Here is a 14,870-nt window from a genome sequence, read left to right on the forward strand (position 1 = left end):
GGCACGCCGTAGCCACTCTCTGATACGCAAAGGACGAATACGTGAGCGAAACAGCCTTGCCTAAAGATGAAACCCAACCCGCACTTGATGCGCCGGTTGAGTCACCGGTCACCGCGCCGCGCCGTGGCAATGGCCTGGCAGTTGTCGCCCTGCTGCTTGGTGCCGCCGGGGTTGCCGCCGGTGGGTGGGGGATCTGGCAGGTCCGTGCCCTGCAAGCCAGCAGTCAGCAGCAGTTGGGCCAGGTACAGACCCTCGATGACCAATCCCAGTCCCTCAAGCAGAGTCAGCAGCAGTTGGCGGCGCGCTTGGCGCAGTTGCCGGGCGCGGATGAGCTGGAGGAGCGCCGTCGTCTGGTAGCCCAGTTGCAGGGTGATCAGCAGCATTTGAGCCAGCGTCTGGAAACCGTGCTGGGTGCCAGCCGCCAGGACTGGCGACTGGCCGAGGCTGAGCACTTGATCCGCCTCGCAAGCCTGCGGCTGTCAGCCCTGCAGGATATCAACAGTGCCCAGGCGCTGGTCCAGGGCGCCGATGAGATTCTTCGCGAGCAGAGCGACCCAGGTTCCTACGCCGCCCGTGAACAATTGGCCAAGAGCCTGGCCGCGCTGCGCAGTACCGAGCAGCCGGACCGGACTGGGCTGTATCTGCAATTGGCAGCCTTGCGTGACCAGGTTGTGCAGTTGGCGGCGATTGCTCCCGAGTATCAACTCACCGATCCCGCATCCGCGGGGCGCCCAAGCACCGATACGGATAGCCGCTGGAACCAGTGGTGGGAACAGATCTCCCGCTATTTCCGCATCGATTTCAACCCTGATGACAATATCCGGCCGTTGCTTGCCGGGCAGGGCTTGAACCAAGTACGCCTGGCCCTGAGCCTGGCCCTGGAGCAAGCTCAATGGGCGGCGCTCAATGGGGAGTCGGCGGTATACAGCCGTTCGTTGGGTGAAGCGCGCAGCGTGTTGCAGGATAACTTCAACCAAGACAACCCGCAGAGCAAGGCGATGCTGGCGCGTGTCGCCGAGCTTGAGCCCAAGGCTGTCTCGGTGGTGACACCGGACCTGGCGGCGAGCCTGGCTGCGGTGCAGGCGTACCTTGAGCGTCGTCACCTGTCTGCCGACGAAGCCAAGGCGGCGTCCACGCCAGCGAAGCAGGAGTAGAGCCGATGAAGCGTTTCTATGTGATCCTGGTGCTGGCGATTGCGATTGCCCTGGCACTGGCCGTGGGCATTTCGAAACACACCGGCTACGTGCTGATTACCTACCCTCATGTGCTGCATTACGAATCAAGCCTGTGGGCAACCGTGGTGGCAGTGTTTGTCTTCTGCCTGGCAATCTACTTGATCCGCGTATTGCTGAGCCTGGTCACTACCTCGGGCGGCGTGGTCAACCCGTGGTCGCGGCGTAACCGTAGTCGTCGCGTGCAGATCGCCATCGAACAGGGCCAGATGGACCTCGCCGAAGGCCGCTGGGCGAGTGCCGAACGTCACTTGCACCGTGCCGCCGAGGCCGAGCGCCAGCCATTGCTGTACTACCTGGGCGCGGCCCGGGCAGCGAATGAGCAGGGTCGTTATGAAGAGTCGGACGGTCTGCTCGAGCGCGCCCTGGAGCGTCAGCCCCAAGCCGAGCTGGCGGTTGCCTTGAGCCATGCGCAGTTGCAATTGGACCGTGGCGATACTGACGGCGCGCTTACCACCTTGCAGGCCATGCATGAGCGTCATCCCCATAACGCCCAGGTGCTGCGCCAATTGCAGCGCCTGCATCAGCAGCGAGGCGACTGGTCGTCAGTGATCCGTCTGCTGCCGGAGTTGCGCAAGGACAAGGTGCTGCCCGCCAGCGAATTGTCCGAGCTGGAGCGCCGCGCCTGGGGCGAAAACCTGAGCCTGGCGGCCCAGCGCGAAGAGCAGGGCGAAGCCGGCTTGCAATCTCTTGAGCGGGCCTGGCAACAACTTACTTCCGCCCAGCGCCAGGAGCCGCAACTGGTCTTGGCCTATGCCGAACAACTGCGCCAGTTGGGTGCCGATGCCAAGGCAGAGGAGGCGTTGCGCGGTGCTATCAAGCGCGGCTACGACAGCCACCTGATTCGTCTCTATGGCCTGCTGCGCGGTAGCGATCCGGGCAAGCAATTGAAGTTTGCCGAAGGTTGGCTCAAGGACCATCCAGGTGATGCCAGCCTGTTGCTGACGTTGGGTCGTCTGTGCCTGCAAAACAGCTTGTGGGGCAAGGCGCGGGATTACCTCGAAAGCAGCCTGCAGGTGCAGCGTAATCCCGAGGCCTGTGCCGAACTGGCGCGGTTGTTGGCCCAGTTGGGCGACACCGAGCGCAGCAACCAGCTGTTCCAGGAAGGCCTGGGACTCTTGGATAACCGCTTGCTGGCGTCTCCGCTGCCAGTTCCTGCCCGAGCTTGATGTAGGAACAAGGGTGAGGGTTGGCTCAGATCGGTCTGACAGCCAACCCTTCAATGCTACGCATATGACGGCCCTGAGGCGCTTTGACGCAAACTCCTACGCTCGTGCGTTTCAAGTCCTCCATGTTCTGACGGGATGTCCCTACGTTCTCACGGAATCGTCTGCTCCGGTGCGTATTGAAAGGGGTCAGGCCTTTCCTCTACCGTAACGACCTATCTCTCGCGATGCGGATAAAGCATGTCTTTGGCCCCTTCACGCTCCTTGTTTTTCCTTGCGTTCATGGCGGGTGCTCTGACGTTGGGTGCATCCTTCTATCTTGAGTTCGGTGCATCGTTACGGCCGTGTTTCCTGTGCCAGATGCAACGGGCCTTCCTGGCTGCATTTACACTGATCAACCTGGCCGCCGCTCTCCACAACCCTCGGCGTTCCACGTTTTACCTGTATGGGGTTGCGAGCATGGTCTGTGCGTTGCTGGGGGCCATCACGGCGGTGCGCCAGGTGCTGCTGCAAAATGCCGCAGCGGATCTGGCCACCGATTGTTGGCCCAGCCTGAGCCACATGCTCGAAAACCTGTCGCTGTGGCAGGCACTGCAATTGACGGTGAAAGGCACTGTCGACTGCGTGGACATACGCTGGACGCTGTTTGACTTAAGCCTTCCCGAATGGAGCCTGTTGTTCTTCCTGGGCATGTTGATCCTCGGTGCCATGCAGTTTTCACGGCTGTTTTTGAGCCGGCCATGTGCTCCGGGAGGCGCTGAACGAAGGTCGCAGTTTGTAGGAATGGATTAAACACTTGTATGAACTTTCTCTCCTGCGTACCTTGAAGGCATAGTCATGGGGGCATAATCTGGCCCGCACGCGTTATTGAAACCGTTTGTTCAGACGCGGCCTTGTCCCGCTGCTGTTTATCCTTGAAGTGTTGCGCGGGCATCAGGCGGCAGCGCCCCTATAGGGAAGAGAGATCATCATGCTGGAAAGTTGTCAGAATGCTCAGGAACGCTGGGGTGGGGTGCACAAGCTGATCGACAGCTGGTTGAAGGCACGTCACGAACTGGTTCGGGCCTTTGATGCTCTCGGCGCCAAGCCCGAGGCCCTGGCTGAGAATCGCAAGCCGTTGCAGGAATTCTGTGAAGTGTTGGTGGACTACGTGTCGGCTGGCCATTTTGGTGTCTATGAGCAACTGACCAAAGAAGCGGAAGCTTTCGGTGATAAGCGGGGGCTGGAACTGGCCGAGACCCTCTATCCACGTATCGATGTCATCACTGAGAAACTGCTCGCGTTCACCGATCTGTGTGATGCCGGCCAATGCGTTGCTGAGAAATTCAAGGAGCTGGGTGGCCTGCTCCATGAGCGTTTCGAACTGGAAGATTGCCTGATCGAAGTGCTCCACAACGCCCATAAGGAAGAAGCCGCCACTCAGGCCTGACCTTTGCTGGCGAGATAAAAACGGTGCGCATGGCGCGCCGTTTTTTATTGGGTCAATGACGGGTGTCGAGCAATTCGATCTCGAATACCAGTGGCGTATAGGGCGGGATCAACTCTCCCGCACCGTCGGCACCATAGGCCTGGGCCGAAGGGATCACCAGACGCCATTTGGCCCCCACCGGCATCTGCTGCAACGCGCTGCTCCAGCCGCTTATCACACTGTCCAGGCGAAACCACTGGGGCTGTGTGCTCTGATCGAAGACCGTGCCATCGGGCAATCGTCCAACGTATTTCACTTGAACCTGATCATTCGCACCTGGCTTGGTACCGCTGCCGGGTGCCAGTTCCGTGAGCAGGATTCCATCGGGTAACTCGCGGACCCCTTTCGCGGCTTTTTCTTTGGCTAAAAACTGCTGTTCGACGGCGAGCGCCTTTTCACTTTTTGGGGCTTGGATGTCGGCCTCGGCCTGCGCTTCATGCTGGGCGAGAATCTGTTCGATGCGTGCGTTATCCAACGCCAGCGGCTTGCCTTGATAAGCCTGCTTGAGGCCGTCGATCAAGGCCTGGATCTGCAGGTCCGGGACTTCCTGGCGCAGACGCTCACCAAGGCTGGCGCCCAGGCTGTACGCGAGGTCGTGCTGGTCTTGGGGCGTGGTTTTTGACGGTGATTGCTCGCTCGCATTGGCCGCGGAAATCGCCAGGCCCAGCACAAGAAAAAGGTAACGCGACATGGGCATTCTCCTGCCGAAAGTGCGACGGATTATGCCAGTGCGTGAGTGCAAAAAGTGCCGCGTATTTTCGTTATATCGATAAGAATTTTCGCACGGTGCAACGCAACGCAAACGATACTGTCAACATGCCCTAGCGGCGGTAAGAGCAGAGGGCTAGTATGAGCCGCACCCACGTCAGCCAGGAGGTAAACCATGTCGGCCAAACAGAAGCCTGTAAATACCCCGTTGCATTTACTCCAACAACTTTCGGGCAGCTTGCTCGAACATCTGGAAAGCGCATGTTCCCAAGCGTTGGCCGATGCAGAAAAACTGCTCGCCAAGCTGGAAAAACAACGCGGTAAAGCGCAAGAAAAACTGCACAAATCCCGCACCAAACTGCAAGATGCCGCCACTGCTGGCAAGGCCAAGGCTCAAGCCAAAGCCAAAGACGCTGTCAAAGAACTTGAGGACCTGCTGGACGCCCTCAAGGATCGCCAAGCTGAAACCCGCACCTACATTTCCCAACTGAAAAAAGACGCCCAAGAAAGCCTGAAATTGGCCCAGGGTGTTGGTCGTGTTAAGGAAGCTGTAGCGAAAGTGCTGGGTGCTCGTGCACCTGCTAAAGCACCGGCCAAGCCAGCTGCCAAAACCGCTGCTGTAAAACCAGCCGCCAAGCCAGTTGCTAAAACCGCTGCTGCAAAACCAGCCGCCAAGCCAGTTGCTAAAACCGCTGCTGCAAAACCAGCCGCCAAGCCAGCTGCCAAAACTGCTGCTGCAAAACCAGCCGCGAAGCCAGTTGCTAAAACCGCTGCTGCAAAACCAGCCGCCAAGCCAGCCGCTAAAACTGCTGCCGCAAAACCAGCCGTAAAGCCAGTTGCTAAAACTGCTGCTGCAAAACCAGCCGCCAAGCCAGTTGCTAAAACCGCTGCTGCAAAACCAGCCGCGAAGCCAGCCGCTAAAACGGCTGCCGCAAAACCAGCCGTAAAGCCTGCCGCTGCAAAGCCAGTCGTCAAGCCTGCTGCTGCAAAACCAGCACCGGCCAAGCCAGCAGCACCTGCTGCTACTCCGGCAGCGTCCACCGCTCCAACCGCATCGGCCAGCAGCACCCCTGCACCGGTTGCGCCAAGCACCACCCCAACCAGCGCTTCCTAAGTGCCGGTGACCATGACGCGCAGCTGCTGCAGCGCGTCATGGTCAAGGTTGGCGGCATTCTCAGCCGCCAGACCTTCCAGCCACGGCTGTTGAGTCAGTTCCCCTGTCGGCCATGCCCGCGTTAATGCTTCCAGGTGCGCCAGCAATTGCCGTTCGGCATCCAGTTCCAGGGTTTTGACCCGTTCGCGTAACGCCTTCAATTGCTCATCCTGCTGTGCCATTGCACGCCATTGCACACGCACTTGCCGCAATGGTTCGATCACCTGCGCCTGCCAAGGACGCGCCAATTGTTGCAATGCATGCACGCGCTCGGGCACACACGCCACGCCCCGCTGTTCCAGCCACGCGCCGCAGAGCAGCAGGCACACATCCGCCCCTTGCTCCTGCAAGCGCAGGCAGGCGGCCTCGACGCCCGGGCGGGCGTAAGTCGAGAGGGCAAAGCTCCACAGGTCAGCGCACATATTCACACCCAAGCCAGCGGCCAACGAAGCTGGTAGACTCCGCCGCCATTATGATCCGACTTCAAAGCCTAACATTACAGCGTGGCCCGCAACGTCTTCTCGAAGACGCCGAGCTGACCCTGCACGCCGGTCACAAAGCCGGCCTGATCGGTGCCAACGGCGCCGGCAAATCCACGTTGTTCGCCCTGTTGCTGGGTGAGCTGACCCCGGATTCCGGGGACTGCTTGCTGCCTGCCGACTGGCGTATCGCCCATATGCGCCAGGAGATCGACACCCTGGACCGCATCGCGATCGACTACGTGCTCGATGGCGACCTGCGTCTGCGCCAGGTGCAACACGACCTGGCCGAGGCCGAGAAAGCCCAGGACGGCGCCGCCCAGGCCCGCCTGCACGCGGAACTCGACAGCGCCGACGGCTACACCGCCGACGCCCGCGCCCGCAAGATGCTAGCCGGCCTTGGCTTCACCAACGAACAGATGGACCGTCCGGTCGCGGACTTTTCCGGTGGCTGGCGCATGCGCCTGAATTTGGCCCAGGCGCTGATGTGCCCCTCGGACCTGCTGCTGCTCGACGAACCCACCAACCACTTGGACCTCGATGCGATCCTGTGGCTGGAAGACTTCCTCAAGAGCTATCAGGGCACTTTGCTGCTGATTTCCCACGACCGGGACTTCCTCGACGCCGTGGTCGACAACATCGCCCACGTCGAACAGAAGAAGATCACCCTCTACCGTGGCGGCTACACCGCGTTCGAACGTGCGCGTGCCGAGCGCCTGGCCCAGCAGCAGCAGGCGTTCGAGAAGCAGCAGGCGCAGCGTGCGCACATGGAAAGCTACATCGCCCGGTTCAAGGCCCAGGCCACCAAGGCCCGCCAGGCCCAGAGCCGGATCAAGGCCCTGGAGCGCATGGAAGAACTGTCGGCGGCCCACGTCGATTCACCGTTCGACTTTGTGTTCCGCGAGTCGGTGAAGATCTCCAGCCCGTTGCTGGATCTTTCGGATGCCCGCCTGGGTTATGGCGAGAAAACCATCCTGGAGAAGGTCAAGCTGCAGCTCACTCCGGGTGCACGCATCGGTTTGCTCGGCCCTAACGGTGCGGGCAAGTCGACGCTGATCAAGAACCTGTCGGGCGAGCTGCAACCCCTGGCCGGTCGCCTGACCCGTGGTGAGAACCTGGTGGTGGGCTACTTTGCCCAGCATCAGTTGGACTCCCTCGACTCCAAGGCCAGTCCGTTGCTGCACCTGCAACGCCTGGCGCCGACCGAGCGCGAGCAGACCCTGCGCGACTTCCTCGGTGGCTTTGACTTCCGTGGCGCGCGCATCGATGAGCCGGTGCTGAATTTCTCCGGCGGCGAAAAAGCCCGCCTGGCCCTGGCGTTGATCGCCTGGGACCGCCCGAACCTGCTGCTGCTCGACGAACCGACCAACCACCTCGACCTGGAAATGCGCCTGGCGCTGACCATGGCCTTGCAGGAGTTCAGCGGTGCAGTATTGGTGGTGTCTCACGATCGCCACTTGCTCAAGAGCACCACCGACAACTTCCTGTTGGTGGCGGATGGCAAAGTCGAAGAGTTCGACGGTGACCTGGACGACTACGCCCGCTGGCTGACGGATTATCGTCTGCGCAACGCACCGGTCAGCAACACCCCGGTCAACCCGGACAAGACCGACAAGAAAGCCCAGCGCCAGGCCGCTGCCGCACTGCGCCAGCAGTTGGCGCCGCATAAGCGCGAAGCCGACAAGCTTGAGGCGGAGTTGGGCAAGGTGCACGAGCGTCTGGCCAAGATCGAAGCCAGCCTGGGCGACAGTGCCGTGTACGAGGCCGCACGCAAGGATGAGTTGCGCGACCTGCTGGCTGAACAGGCCAAGCTCAAGGTGCGCGAAGGGCAATTGGAGGAAACCTGGATGGAGGCCCTCGAACTGCTGGAAACCCTGCAAGCGGAGCTGGAGGCGCTGTCCTGATGGAAGCGTTGCAATTGCCGCTGCCGGCGCAATGGATCGAGCCTGTGTGGATCGGCGTGCAAATCCTGCTGATCCTGTTGGCCGGTTACGTTGCCCAGCGATTCGTCGCCAAAGGCCTGACCCGCCTGGGTGAGCGCTACCCGTTCCCGCCGCAACTGCTGATGCCGCTGCGCGGTGGTCTGCGCTGGTTGATCATGGGCAGTGCGCTGATCTTTGTGCTGGAACGCCTGGGCGTGTCCGCTACGGTGCTGTGGACGGCGCTGTCGGGGTTTGTCGCGGTGGCGGCAGTGGCGTTCTTCGCCATGTGGTCGGTGTTGTCCAACCTGCTGTGCGCGATCCTGATCTTCACGGTGGGGCCGTTTCGCCTCGGTGACATCGTCGAGTTGGTCGATACCGTCGACAAGCCAGGCGTGAAGGGCAGGGTGGTGGCGATCAACTTGCTCTACACCACGCTGATCGAAGTGGAAGCAGCAGGCACCGACAGCGCCATCGTGCAGGTGCCTAACAGCCTGTTCTTCCAGCGCTCGGTACGGCGTTGGCCCGGCACCCATGTGTTCCCTGGCGACCGCTAGCGTTTACATCCTGTAAAAACCTATAGCCAGCCTCTGGCCAGCGGAGTTAGCTTAAGGCACAACAACCGCTGACTCTTTCCCGAGGTGTGCAATGGCACTCGACACTTGGCTGGCCTTTTTCCTGGCCAGTTGGATCATCTCCCTTTCCCCTGGTGCCGGCGCCATCGCGTCGATGTCCAGCGGCCTGCAATATGGTTTTGTACGTGGCTACTGGAACGCTATCGGCCTGCAACTGGGCCTGGCGATGCAGATTGCCGTGGTCGCGGGCGGCTTGGGCGCCATTCTGGCGGCATCGTCGACCGCGTTCTATGCGATCAAATGGTTTGGCGTGGCGTACCTGGTGTACCTGGCCATCAAGCAATGGCGCGCCTTGCCCATGGACCTGGCCGATGACGCGGCGATACGCCCGATCGGCAAGCCGCTGGCGATGATGTTCCGGGGTTTCCTGGTCAACGCCAGCAACCCCAAGGCCCTGGTGTTCATGCTCGCGGTGCTGCCGCAGTTCGTGAATCCCCAGGCGCCGTTGCTGGTCCAGTACCTGATCATCGGTGCGACGATGATCAGCGTCGATATGATCGTGATGGCGGGGTACACGGGGTTGGCGTCGAAAGTCTTGCGCCTGTTGCGCACGCCTAAGCAGCAGAAGCGTGTGAACCGCACGTTTGCCGGCTTGTTCGTGGGGGCTGCGGGTTTTCTGGCCAGCTTGCATCGCGCAACGGCGTAAACCTCGGTACCTCTGAAGAAACCGAGTTAAATGTGTGGGAGGGGGCTTGCTCTCGATGGCGGCGTCTCAGTTACAGCTAAGCTGACTGACACCCTGCTATCGGGAGCAAGCCCCCTCCCACATAGGTTGTGTGTTTCCAAAGGATTACCCTTCAGCGCAGGATCTTCGGCGCTTCATCCCTTGGCAGGTTATTGCGCAACACCGGCTGGCCAGGCTCTTGATAGCCGCCGCCCAACTGTTCTGCCAGTTGCCGTGCCACGTCCTCACCCAGTGCCTTCGACACTTCCTTCACCACACGCGGTCGGTTCAGGCTCACGCGCATGTCGCGGCTGTTCACCAGCTTGGTGTCCTGGCCTTCGCCCATGGCGGTGAACGCCGAGGTGATTTCGTAGGTGCGCGTATTGATCAGGCTGAAATCCGCCACCAGCGTCAGGCCCAGCACTGCCGAGTAGCTGTTGGTGTGGTCCAGGGCGTTGATGTCCTGGGTGAAGTCGATGTCTGACAGCGTGCCGAACAGCACGTAGTCCGCACCCTTGAAGTCACCGGCCTTGATGCGCTTGATCACGTCATAGACGTCACCCTTGGCATCGGCGGTGTAGGGCGTGCCCTGCACCAGTTGGAACTGGCGGGACTTGAGAATCTCCCCCTTGATATCACCGCTGAATTTGCGCAGCTCGATCTGCTCGATGTAGCTGCTACGGCTCTCGTACTCGCTGTAGTTCGATGCACCGCTGGCGTTATAAGCGCTGGCCTGGAAGTTGTTGCTGGCCGAAACCTGGTGGATGTACTCCTCGACCCGCGCCTGGTAGGCAAGGTCGGTCACCGCGATCTTCGGCGCGGCCGATGCGCCAAAGGCGCACAGCAGGCCGATCAAACCAATCCATGCACGCATTGCTTAGCGCTCCGTGGTCTTGCGGATTTCTTTTTCGTCCATCCATTCAGCCAGGCCGCTCTCGACGTCGATCAGCTGCAGGCTGAACTTGTAGAACACGTCCTTGTAGTCCGAGCTGCGCTTGACGATGGAGCTGATGGAGCCTTCCAGGCGGTACTTGGCCGCGACCATGTTGCCGGTCTTGCTGACGGTGGACTTCTTGTACAAGCCGCTCTGGTTCTGCAGCTTGAGCTGGTCGACCTGGCTCTGCATGTCGGTGTTGTCGCTGGCGAAGCGGGCGGTGCCAGTCTTCATCAGCTGGGTCTTGATCGACGTGGTGATCTCGCGGGTGTCGATGTACTCGCTGGTCTTGTTCTTCACATCATACACCTGCACCACCGGGCGGCCTTGCAGGATGCCGGACTGGGCCAGGGAGCGGGTCATGCTTTCGGCGATCATCTGCAGGTCGGTGGATCCGAACTCGTTGGTCACCAACTCCACGGCCTTGGTGTCGCCGTAGCTGATGTTTTTACCGCCCAGTACCGGGGAGGTGTTCGCGCAACCGCTGGCCAGGACGGCCACCACGGCGAGAATCGAGAAGCGTGCAAGCATGGGGAAATCTCTCAGCAGCAAAAAGGATGAACGGCTCAAGGGGTTTTGACTTCAAGGCGGAAGTCCGCAGCCTGGGGCAAGTTGGCAATCGCCGGCAGGAAAGTCGCCTGGTTGGCGTACAGGTTGAGCACTTTCCAGGTCTCTTCATCGCCCACCGGGAATCCGTCGGCGCCCAGCCAGGCGAAGCGGTAATACATCATCTGGTTACTGCTGGTGATGTTGCTCAGTTGCACCTTGGCGGTGAGGAAGCCGTTCTCGCGGGCCACACGAATGGCACCCACGGCGATGCCCTTGAACTTGCCCATCACCACGATCTTGCTCGCGGCGCTGCCAGGCTCCGGCGGCGGTGGGGTGGCGCAGCCGGCGAGCAGGACCAGCGCCAGGGCGCCGAGGATGAAGTGACGCATAGCGTGCTCCTTAAGGTTGTTTGAGGGTGGCAATGGCCTGGGGCGGATAGCTCTGCACCACATGGGCGGCCAGACCGCCCGCGAACACCTGGTTGCCGACCACGCGCAGGGTGATCACCTGGTAGCGTTGATCGGCCTTGACCGTCACCAGCGTGCCGCCCAAGGCGTTGGGGAGGCTGACCTGGTGGTCGCCGTGCTTGAGGCGCAGGCGCGTGACCTGGGTCATGTCCGGCAGGGTGCGCCAGGTGCGGGTGTCGGCGCCTTCAGTCACGGCCGAGGCGATCCCCAGTACCAGGCCTGCCATGGGGTTGGTCTTGTTCAGGTTGTTCTGCGCCACACCACGGCTTACCGCGCGCACGGTGGTGCGCAGGATGATTCCCGGCATGTCGTCACGCAGGGCGCGGCGGGACATGGCCGTGGTGCTGTTGAGCGCAGTGAGGTTCTGTTGCTGGCCGTCGACACCGATCTGGGCGAAGGTCGCCGTGGAGGTGTCGGCCTTGATCACCGGGAACGACAGCGGGGTGATCACCAGGTTGCCATTGATCGGGATCGGCAGTGGCAGGCGGATCGAGTCGCGGGCGGGCGCGAGGCCACTCTGCACGACGATCAGCACGTCGGTTTCATCGGCGCCGACCTTGGATTTGTCCAGATCGAGCAGCGCTTTTTCCAGCAATGGCGTGTTAGGACGCAGCTCAATGGCCTTGCGATAACCGGGGGCGGCCAGGTCTTTTTCGCCCAGGGCTTCGTAGACGAAGCCCGCCAGGTAATGGCTGAACGCACTCTGGTAGCTGTTTTTCAGGCCGACCACTTCCGGCGCGTCGAGGGCTTGCACCGGGTAGCCGTGCAGGTCCTTGATCTGGGTGGTCACGCCTTGGCGCTCGGCTTCGTCTTCGCGCTTGAGGTATTCCTTGTCGCGCAGGTCGGCGATCACCGCTTCGCGTTCGTGGGTCTTCTTGATTTCGGTACGGGCGCCGTCGAAGTCATTCAGGGCCAGCAGGTTCAGGGCCATCTGTGTGGTCAGCATGACTTTTTCGTAGTCATACCCTTCGTAGCGACGCACCTTGTCGTTGGCCAGGAAGCTGCCGAATTGGGACAGGTACTTTGCGCTGTCGAACTTGACCGACTCTTCCCACTTGTAGACTTGCAGGTCGGCGCTGCGCCAGGCGGTCTGGCTGCCGGTCAGGTCGCCCTTGGCCCGCAACAACTCACCCTTTTCGAAGAAATACAGCAGGTCTTTGTCTTCGCCGGTGTTGTTCTTTTCCAGCAGGGTCAGGGCGGCGTCGACATTGCCGCTGGCCAGCTGCTGGTTGGTGGCTTGCAGCTCGGTGTCGTAGCTGCGGAACATCGAGCAGCCGGACAGTAAGGTGACCGCCGTGAGCGCAAGCGGAGTTAAGGCGCGAAAAGCCATGTAACTTCTTCCCTGAAAGTGGTCGATCGACGTGGTAATTCCTCATAAAAACGAGAAACTAAATTCCCTTTCGCACTAACAGGGCGCGGCATTATAAGCACCGTTACTGGCAAAACAATGGCTTTTTGCTTTGATTGAGTTGACGTGGATGCCACTACTGCGCCGCTGAAATTTCCCGCCCTCGCAAACGGCAAATCACTAACGCCTTGAGTCAAACCCTTTAAGGCTTAACAATGTGTTACTTCGTATTTCCACTTGAGATTCATTCATGATTGCCCCTTTCCGTTTTCTCGCCTGGCTGCTGTTGCCGGCATTGATGTCGTGCAGCGTCAATCTGTTGGCCGCGACTGCCGAGGGCGCCCCACAAGCCCTGCATTTGCTGGACTACATTGGCGCTGACTACCCACCGACGGTGGCGGCGGGCAAGGTTGTGGATGATGGGGAATACCGCGAGCAGGTGGAGTTTCTCGGGGTGTTGCAGGGGTTGGTGGCTGATTTACCGCAAAAGCCCGAGCGTGCGGAGCTGGTGAAGGGCGTCGACGAGCTGCTGGCGGCGGTTACCGCTCACGCAGACGGCGCCGGCGTTGCTCGCCAGGCCCGGCAACTGGGTGCCAAGCTGGCGGTCGCGTATGAAGTCAGCCAAGCCCCGGCCATCACGCCCGACCCAACGCGCGGCGCACCGCTGTACGCCCAACATTGCTCGGTGTGCCACGGCACTGTCGGTGCCGGCGATGGCCCGGCCGGCGTGGGGATGACCCCGCCGCCGGCCAACTTGACGGATGCTGCGCGCCTGGATCGCCTGAGCCTCTACGCGATCTACAACACCCTGGGCCTGGGCGTCGAAGGCACCGATATGCCGTCCTTTGCCGACCAACTGGATGACCGCCAGCGCTGGGACCTGGCCACCTACATCGCCGGCTTCACCGCCGACCCGGCTGCGGCCAAGAGTGAACAGCCTTTCAACCTCGCCGACCTGGCCCGCCAGACGCCCAATGAAGTACTGGCCGCAAACGGCCCGGCAGCTGCCGCAACCTTCCGCGCCCAGCGTGCGCAACCGCCGCAGGTCAAGCGTGGACCGGCGCAGCTGCTCGATTACACCGCGACCACCCTGGACAAAAGCCTCGCGGCGTTCCGTAACGGAGACCACGAACAAGCCTATGACTTGTCGGTAGCGGCCTACCTGGAAGGCTTCGAGCTGGTGGAAAGCTCACTGGATAACGTCGACGCCAACGTGCGCAAGGACACCGAGAAGGCGTTGATGGCTTATCGGCAGTCATTGCAGGACGGCCTGCCGATCGAGCAGGTGCAGCAACGCTTGGACGTGGCCAAGGGCAAGCTCACCGAATCCGCAGGCTTGCTGGGCAGCGATGGCCTGAGCTGGTCGTTGAGCTACATCTCGGGCCTGCTGATCCTGCTGCGCGAAGGCCTGGAAGCGATCCTGGTGCTGGCAGCGATCCTCGCGTTCCTGCGCAACACCGGCCAGCAATCGGCGGTGCGCAGCGTCAACGTCGGCTGGGGCCTGGCGCTATTGGCCGGCTTGGCCACCTGGGCGTTGGCGGCGTATGTGATTGACGTCAGCGGCGCCCAGCGCGAACTGCTCGAAGGCTGCACGGCGCTGTTCGCCAGCGTAATGGTGCTGTGGCTGGGTGTGTGGATGCACGACCGTCGCCATGCCGCGGCGTGGCAGGATTACATCAAGAGCAGCCTGGTGGGCGGCGGTGGGCGTTTCGGTTTTGCGATATTGGCGTTCTTCTCGGTCTACCGCGAGCTGTTCGAAGTGATCCTGTTCTACGAAACCCTGTGGCTGCAAGCCGGCCCGGCTGGGCACAACGCGGTGCTGGCGGGTGGCGCCACGGCGTTGGTGCTGCTGGTGGGCCTGGCCTGGGTGATCCTGCGCGGTTCGGCGAAACTGCCGCTGGCGCTGTTTTTCGGCATCAATGCGGCGCTGCTGTGTGCGCTGTCGGTGGTGTTTGCTGGCCATGGCGTCAAGGCGTTGCAGGAAGCCGGTATCTTCGGCACGCGGCCGGTGGCGTTCTTTGACTTCGACTGGCTGGGCATCCATGCCGATGCGTATTCGTTGAGTGCACAGGCCGTGGCGATCCTGGCGATTGTGGTGCTGTATGGCCGCAGTCGTCTGGCCGAAAAACGCCGTGTGGCGGCCTGACC

15 protein-coding genes are annotated in these 14,870 nt (G+C 61.3%); 9 read left to right on the forward strand and 6 right to left on the reverse strand.

What is annotated here, in order from left to right:
• Positions 1 to 41 precede the first annotated feature (41 nt).
• The 4 genes from AD670_RS01605 (at position 42) to AD670_RS01620 (ending at position 3,827) form a co-directional block, all read left to right on the forward strand.
• Positions 42 to 1,154, forward strand: coding sequence for a uroporphyrinogen-III C-methyltransferase (locus tag AD670_RS01605; protein ID WP_053127734.1), 1,113 nt, complete (start codon positions 42 to 44; stop codon positions 1,152 to 1,154).
• A 5-nt stretch (positions 1,155 to 1,159) separates the two neighbouring features.
• Positions 1,160 to 2,401 carry a heme biosynthesis protein HemY gene (locus tag AD670_RS01610; RefSeq protein ID WP_053127736.1) on the forward strand — a complete coding sequence of 414 codons (1,242 nt, stop codon included), beginning with the start codon at positions 1,160 to 1,162 and terminating at the stop codon, positions 2,399 to 2,401.
• A gap of 237 nt (positions 2,402 to 2,638) precedes the next feature.
• Positions 2,639 to 3,190 (forward strand): disulfide bond formation protein B, encoded by a 552-nt coding sequence (locus AD670_RS01615; protein ID WP_053127738.1) that lies wholly within the window; start codon positions 2,639 to 2,641, stop codon positions 3,188 to 3,190.
• A gap of 178 nt (positions 3,191 to 3,368) precedes the next feature.
• Positions 3,369 to 3,827: an Rsd/AlgQ family anti-sigma factor gene (locus AD670_RS01620; RefSeq protein WP_053127740.1), complete on the forward strand. Its 459-nt coding sequence runs from the start codon at positions 3,369 to 3,371 to the stop codon at positions 3,825 to 3,827.
• A 52-nt stretch (positions 3,828 to 3,879) separates the two neighbouring features.
• Here the strand turns inward: AD670_RS01620 and AD670_RS01625 are convergent, their stop codons facing one another.
• Complete coding sequence (locus tag AD670_RS01625; protein WP_053127742.1) at positions 3,880 to 4,557, reverse strand: FKBP-type peptidyl-prolyl cis-trans isomerase; 678 nt, start codon at positions 4,555 to 4,557, stop codon at positions 3,880 to 3,882.
• 192 nt (positions 4,558 to 4,749) lie between these two features.
• On the opposite strand from AD670_RS01625, the gene AD670_RS30435 reads away from it, so the two are divergent.
• Positions 4,750 to 5,688: an AlgP family protein gene (locus tag AD670_RS30435; RefSeq protein WP_082340884.1), complete on the forward strand. Its 939-nt coding sequence runs from the start codon at positions 4,750 to 4,752 to the stop codon at positions 5,686 to 5,688.
• Here AD670_RS30435 and AD670_RS01640 read toward each other — a convergent pair.
• Positions 5,685 to 6,149, reverse strand: a complete 465-nt coding sequence (locus AD670_RS01640) for a TIGR02444 family protein (RefSeq protein WP_053127746.1) — start codon at positions 6,147 to 6,149, stop codon at positions 5,685 to 5,687. The two genes, AD670_RS30435 and AD670_RS01640, sit on opposite strands and share 4 nt — an antisense overlap.
• A 50-nt stretch (positions 6,150 to 6,199) precedes the next feature.
• Between AD670_RS01640 and AD670_RS01645 the strand changes: the two genes are divergently transcribed.
• The 3 genes from AD670_RS01645 (at position 6,200) to AD670_RS01655 (ending at position 9,406) form a co-directional block, all read left to right on the forward strand.
• Positions 6,200 to 8,110: an ATP-binding cassette domain-containing protein gene (locus tag AD670_RS01645; RefSeq protein WP_032884341.1), complete on the forward strand. Its 1,911-nt coding sequence runs from the start codon at positions 6,200 to 6,202 to the stop codon at positions 8,108 to 8,110.
• Complete coding sequence (locus AD670_RS01650) at positions 8,110 to 8,682, forward strand: mechanosensitive ion channel family protein (RefSeq protein WP_027608339.1); 573 nt, start codon at positions 8,110 to 8,112, stop codon at positions 8,680 to 8,682. The genes AD670_RS01645 and AD670_RS01650 overlap by 1 nt, the downstream gene beginning before the upstream one ends.
• Before the next feature lie 91 nt (positions 8,683 to 8,773).
• Positions 8,774 to 9,406, forward strand: coding sequence for a LysE family transporter (locus tag AD670_RS01655; RefSeq protein ID WP_053127748.1), 633 nt, complete (start codon positions 8,774 to 8,776; stop codon positions 9,404 to 9,406).
• A 151-nt stretch (positions 9,407 to 9,557) separates the two neighbouring features.
• On the opposite strand, the gene AD670_RS01660 is transcribed toward AD670_RS01655, so the two are convergent.
• The 4 genes from AD670_RS01660 to AD670_RS01675 are packed head-to-tail and all read right to left on the reverse strand — an operon-like array spanning position 9,558 to position 12,704.
• Entirely contained in the window at positions 9,558 to 10,298 is a 741-nt protein-coding gene (locus AD670_RS01660) for a hypothetical protein (RefSeq protein ID WP_053127750.1), read from the reverse strand.
• Positions 10,299 to 10,301: 3 nt separating this feature from the next.
• Positions 10,302 to 10,889 (reverse strand): penicillin-binding protein activator LpoB, encoded by a 588-nt coding sequence (gene lpoB / locus AD670_RS01665; protein ID WP_053127752.1) that lies wholly within the window; start codon positions 10,887 to 10,889, stop codon positions 10,302 to 10,304.
• A 35-nt stretch (positions 10,890 to 10,924) separates the two neighbouring features.
• A complete protein-coding gene (locus AD670_RS01670; protein ID WP_008439304.1) occupies positions 10,925 to 11,296 on the reverse strand; it encodes a YcfL family protein in 372 nt (123 codons plus the stop codon).
• 10 nt (positions 11,297 to 11,306) lie between these two features.
• The gene (locus tag AD670_RS01675) at positions 11,307 to 12,704 is read right to left on the reverse strand and encodes a COG3014 family protein (protein WP_053127754.1); all 1,398 of its coding nucleotides are present in this window, start codon (positions 12,702 to 12,704) and stop codon (positions 11,307 to 11,309) included.
• Positions 12,705 to 12,972: 268 nt separating this feature from the next.
• Between AD670_RS01675 and AD670_RS01680 the strand changes: the two genes are divergently transcribed.
• Positions 12,973 to 14,868, forward strand: a complete 1,896-nt coding sequence (locus AD670_RS01680; RefSeq protein WP_053127756.1) for a cytochrome c/FTR1 family iron permease — start codon at positions 12,973 to 12,975, stop codon at positions 14,866 to 14,868.
• The last annotated feature ends 2 nt before the right edge of the window (positions 14,869 to 14,870 follow it).

Origin of the sequence: Pseudomonas sp. MIACH, assembly GCF_001269925.1 — a bacterium.
Taxonomy (GTDB): Bacteria; Pseudomonadota; Gammaproteobacteria; order Pseudomonadales; family Pseudomonadaceae; genus Aquipseudomonas.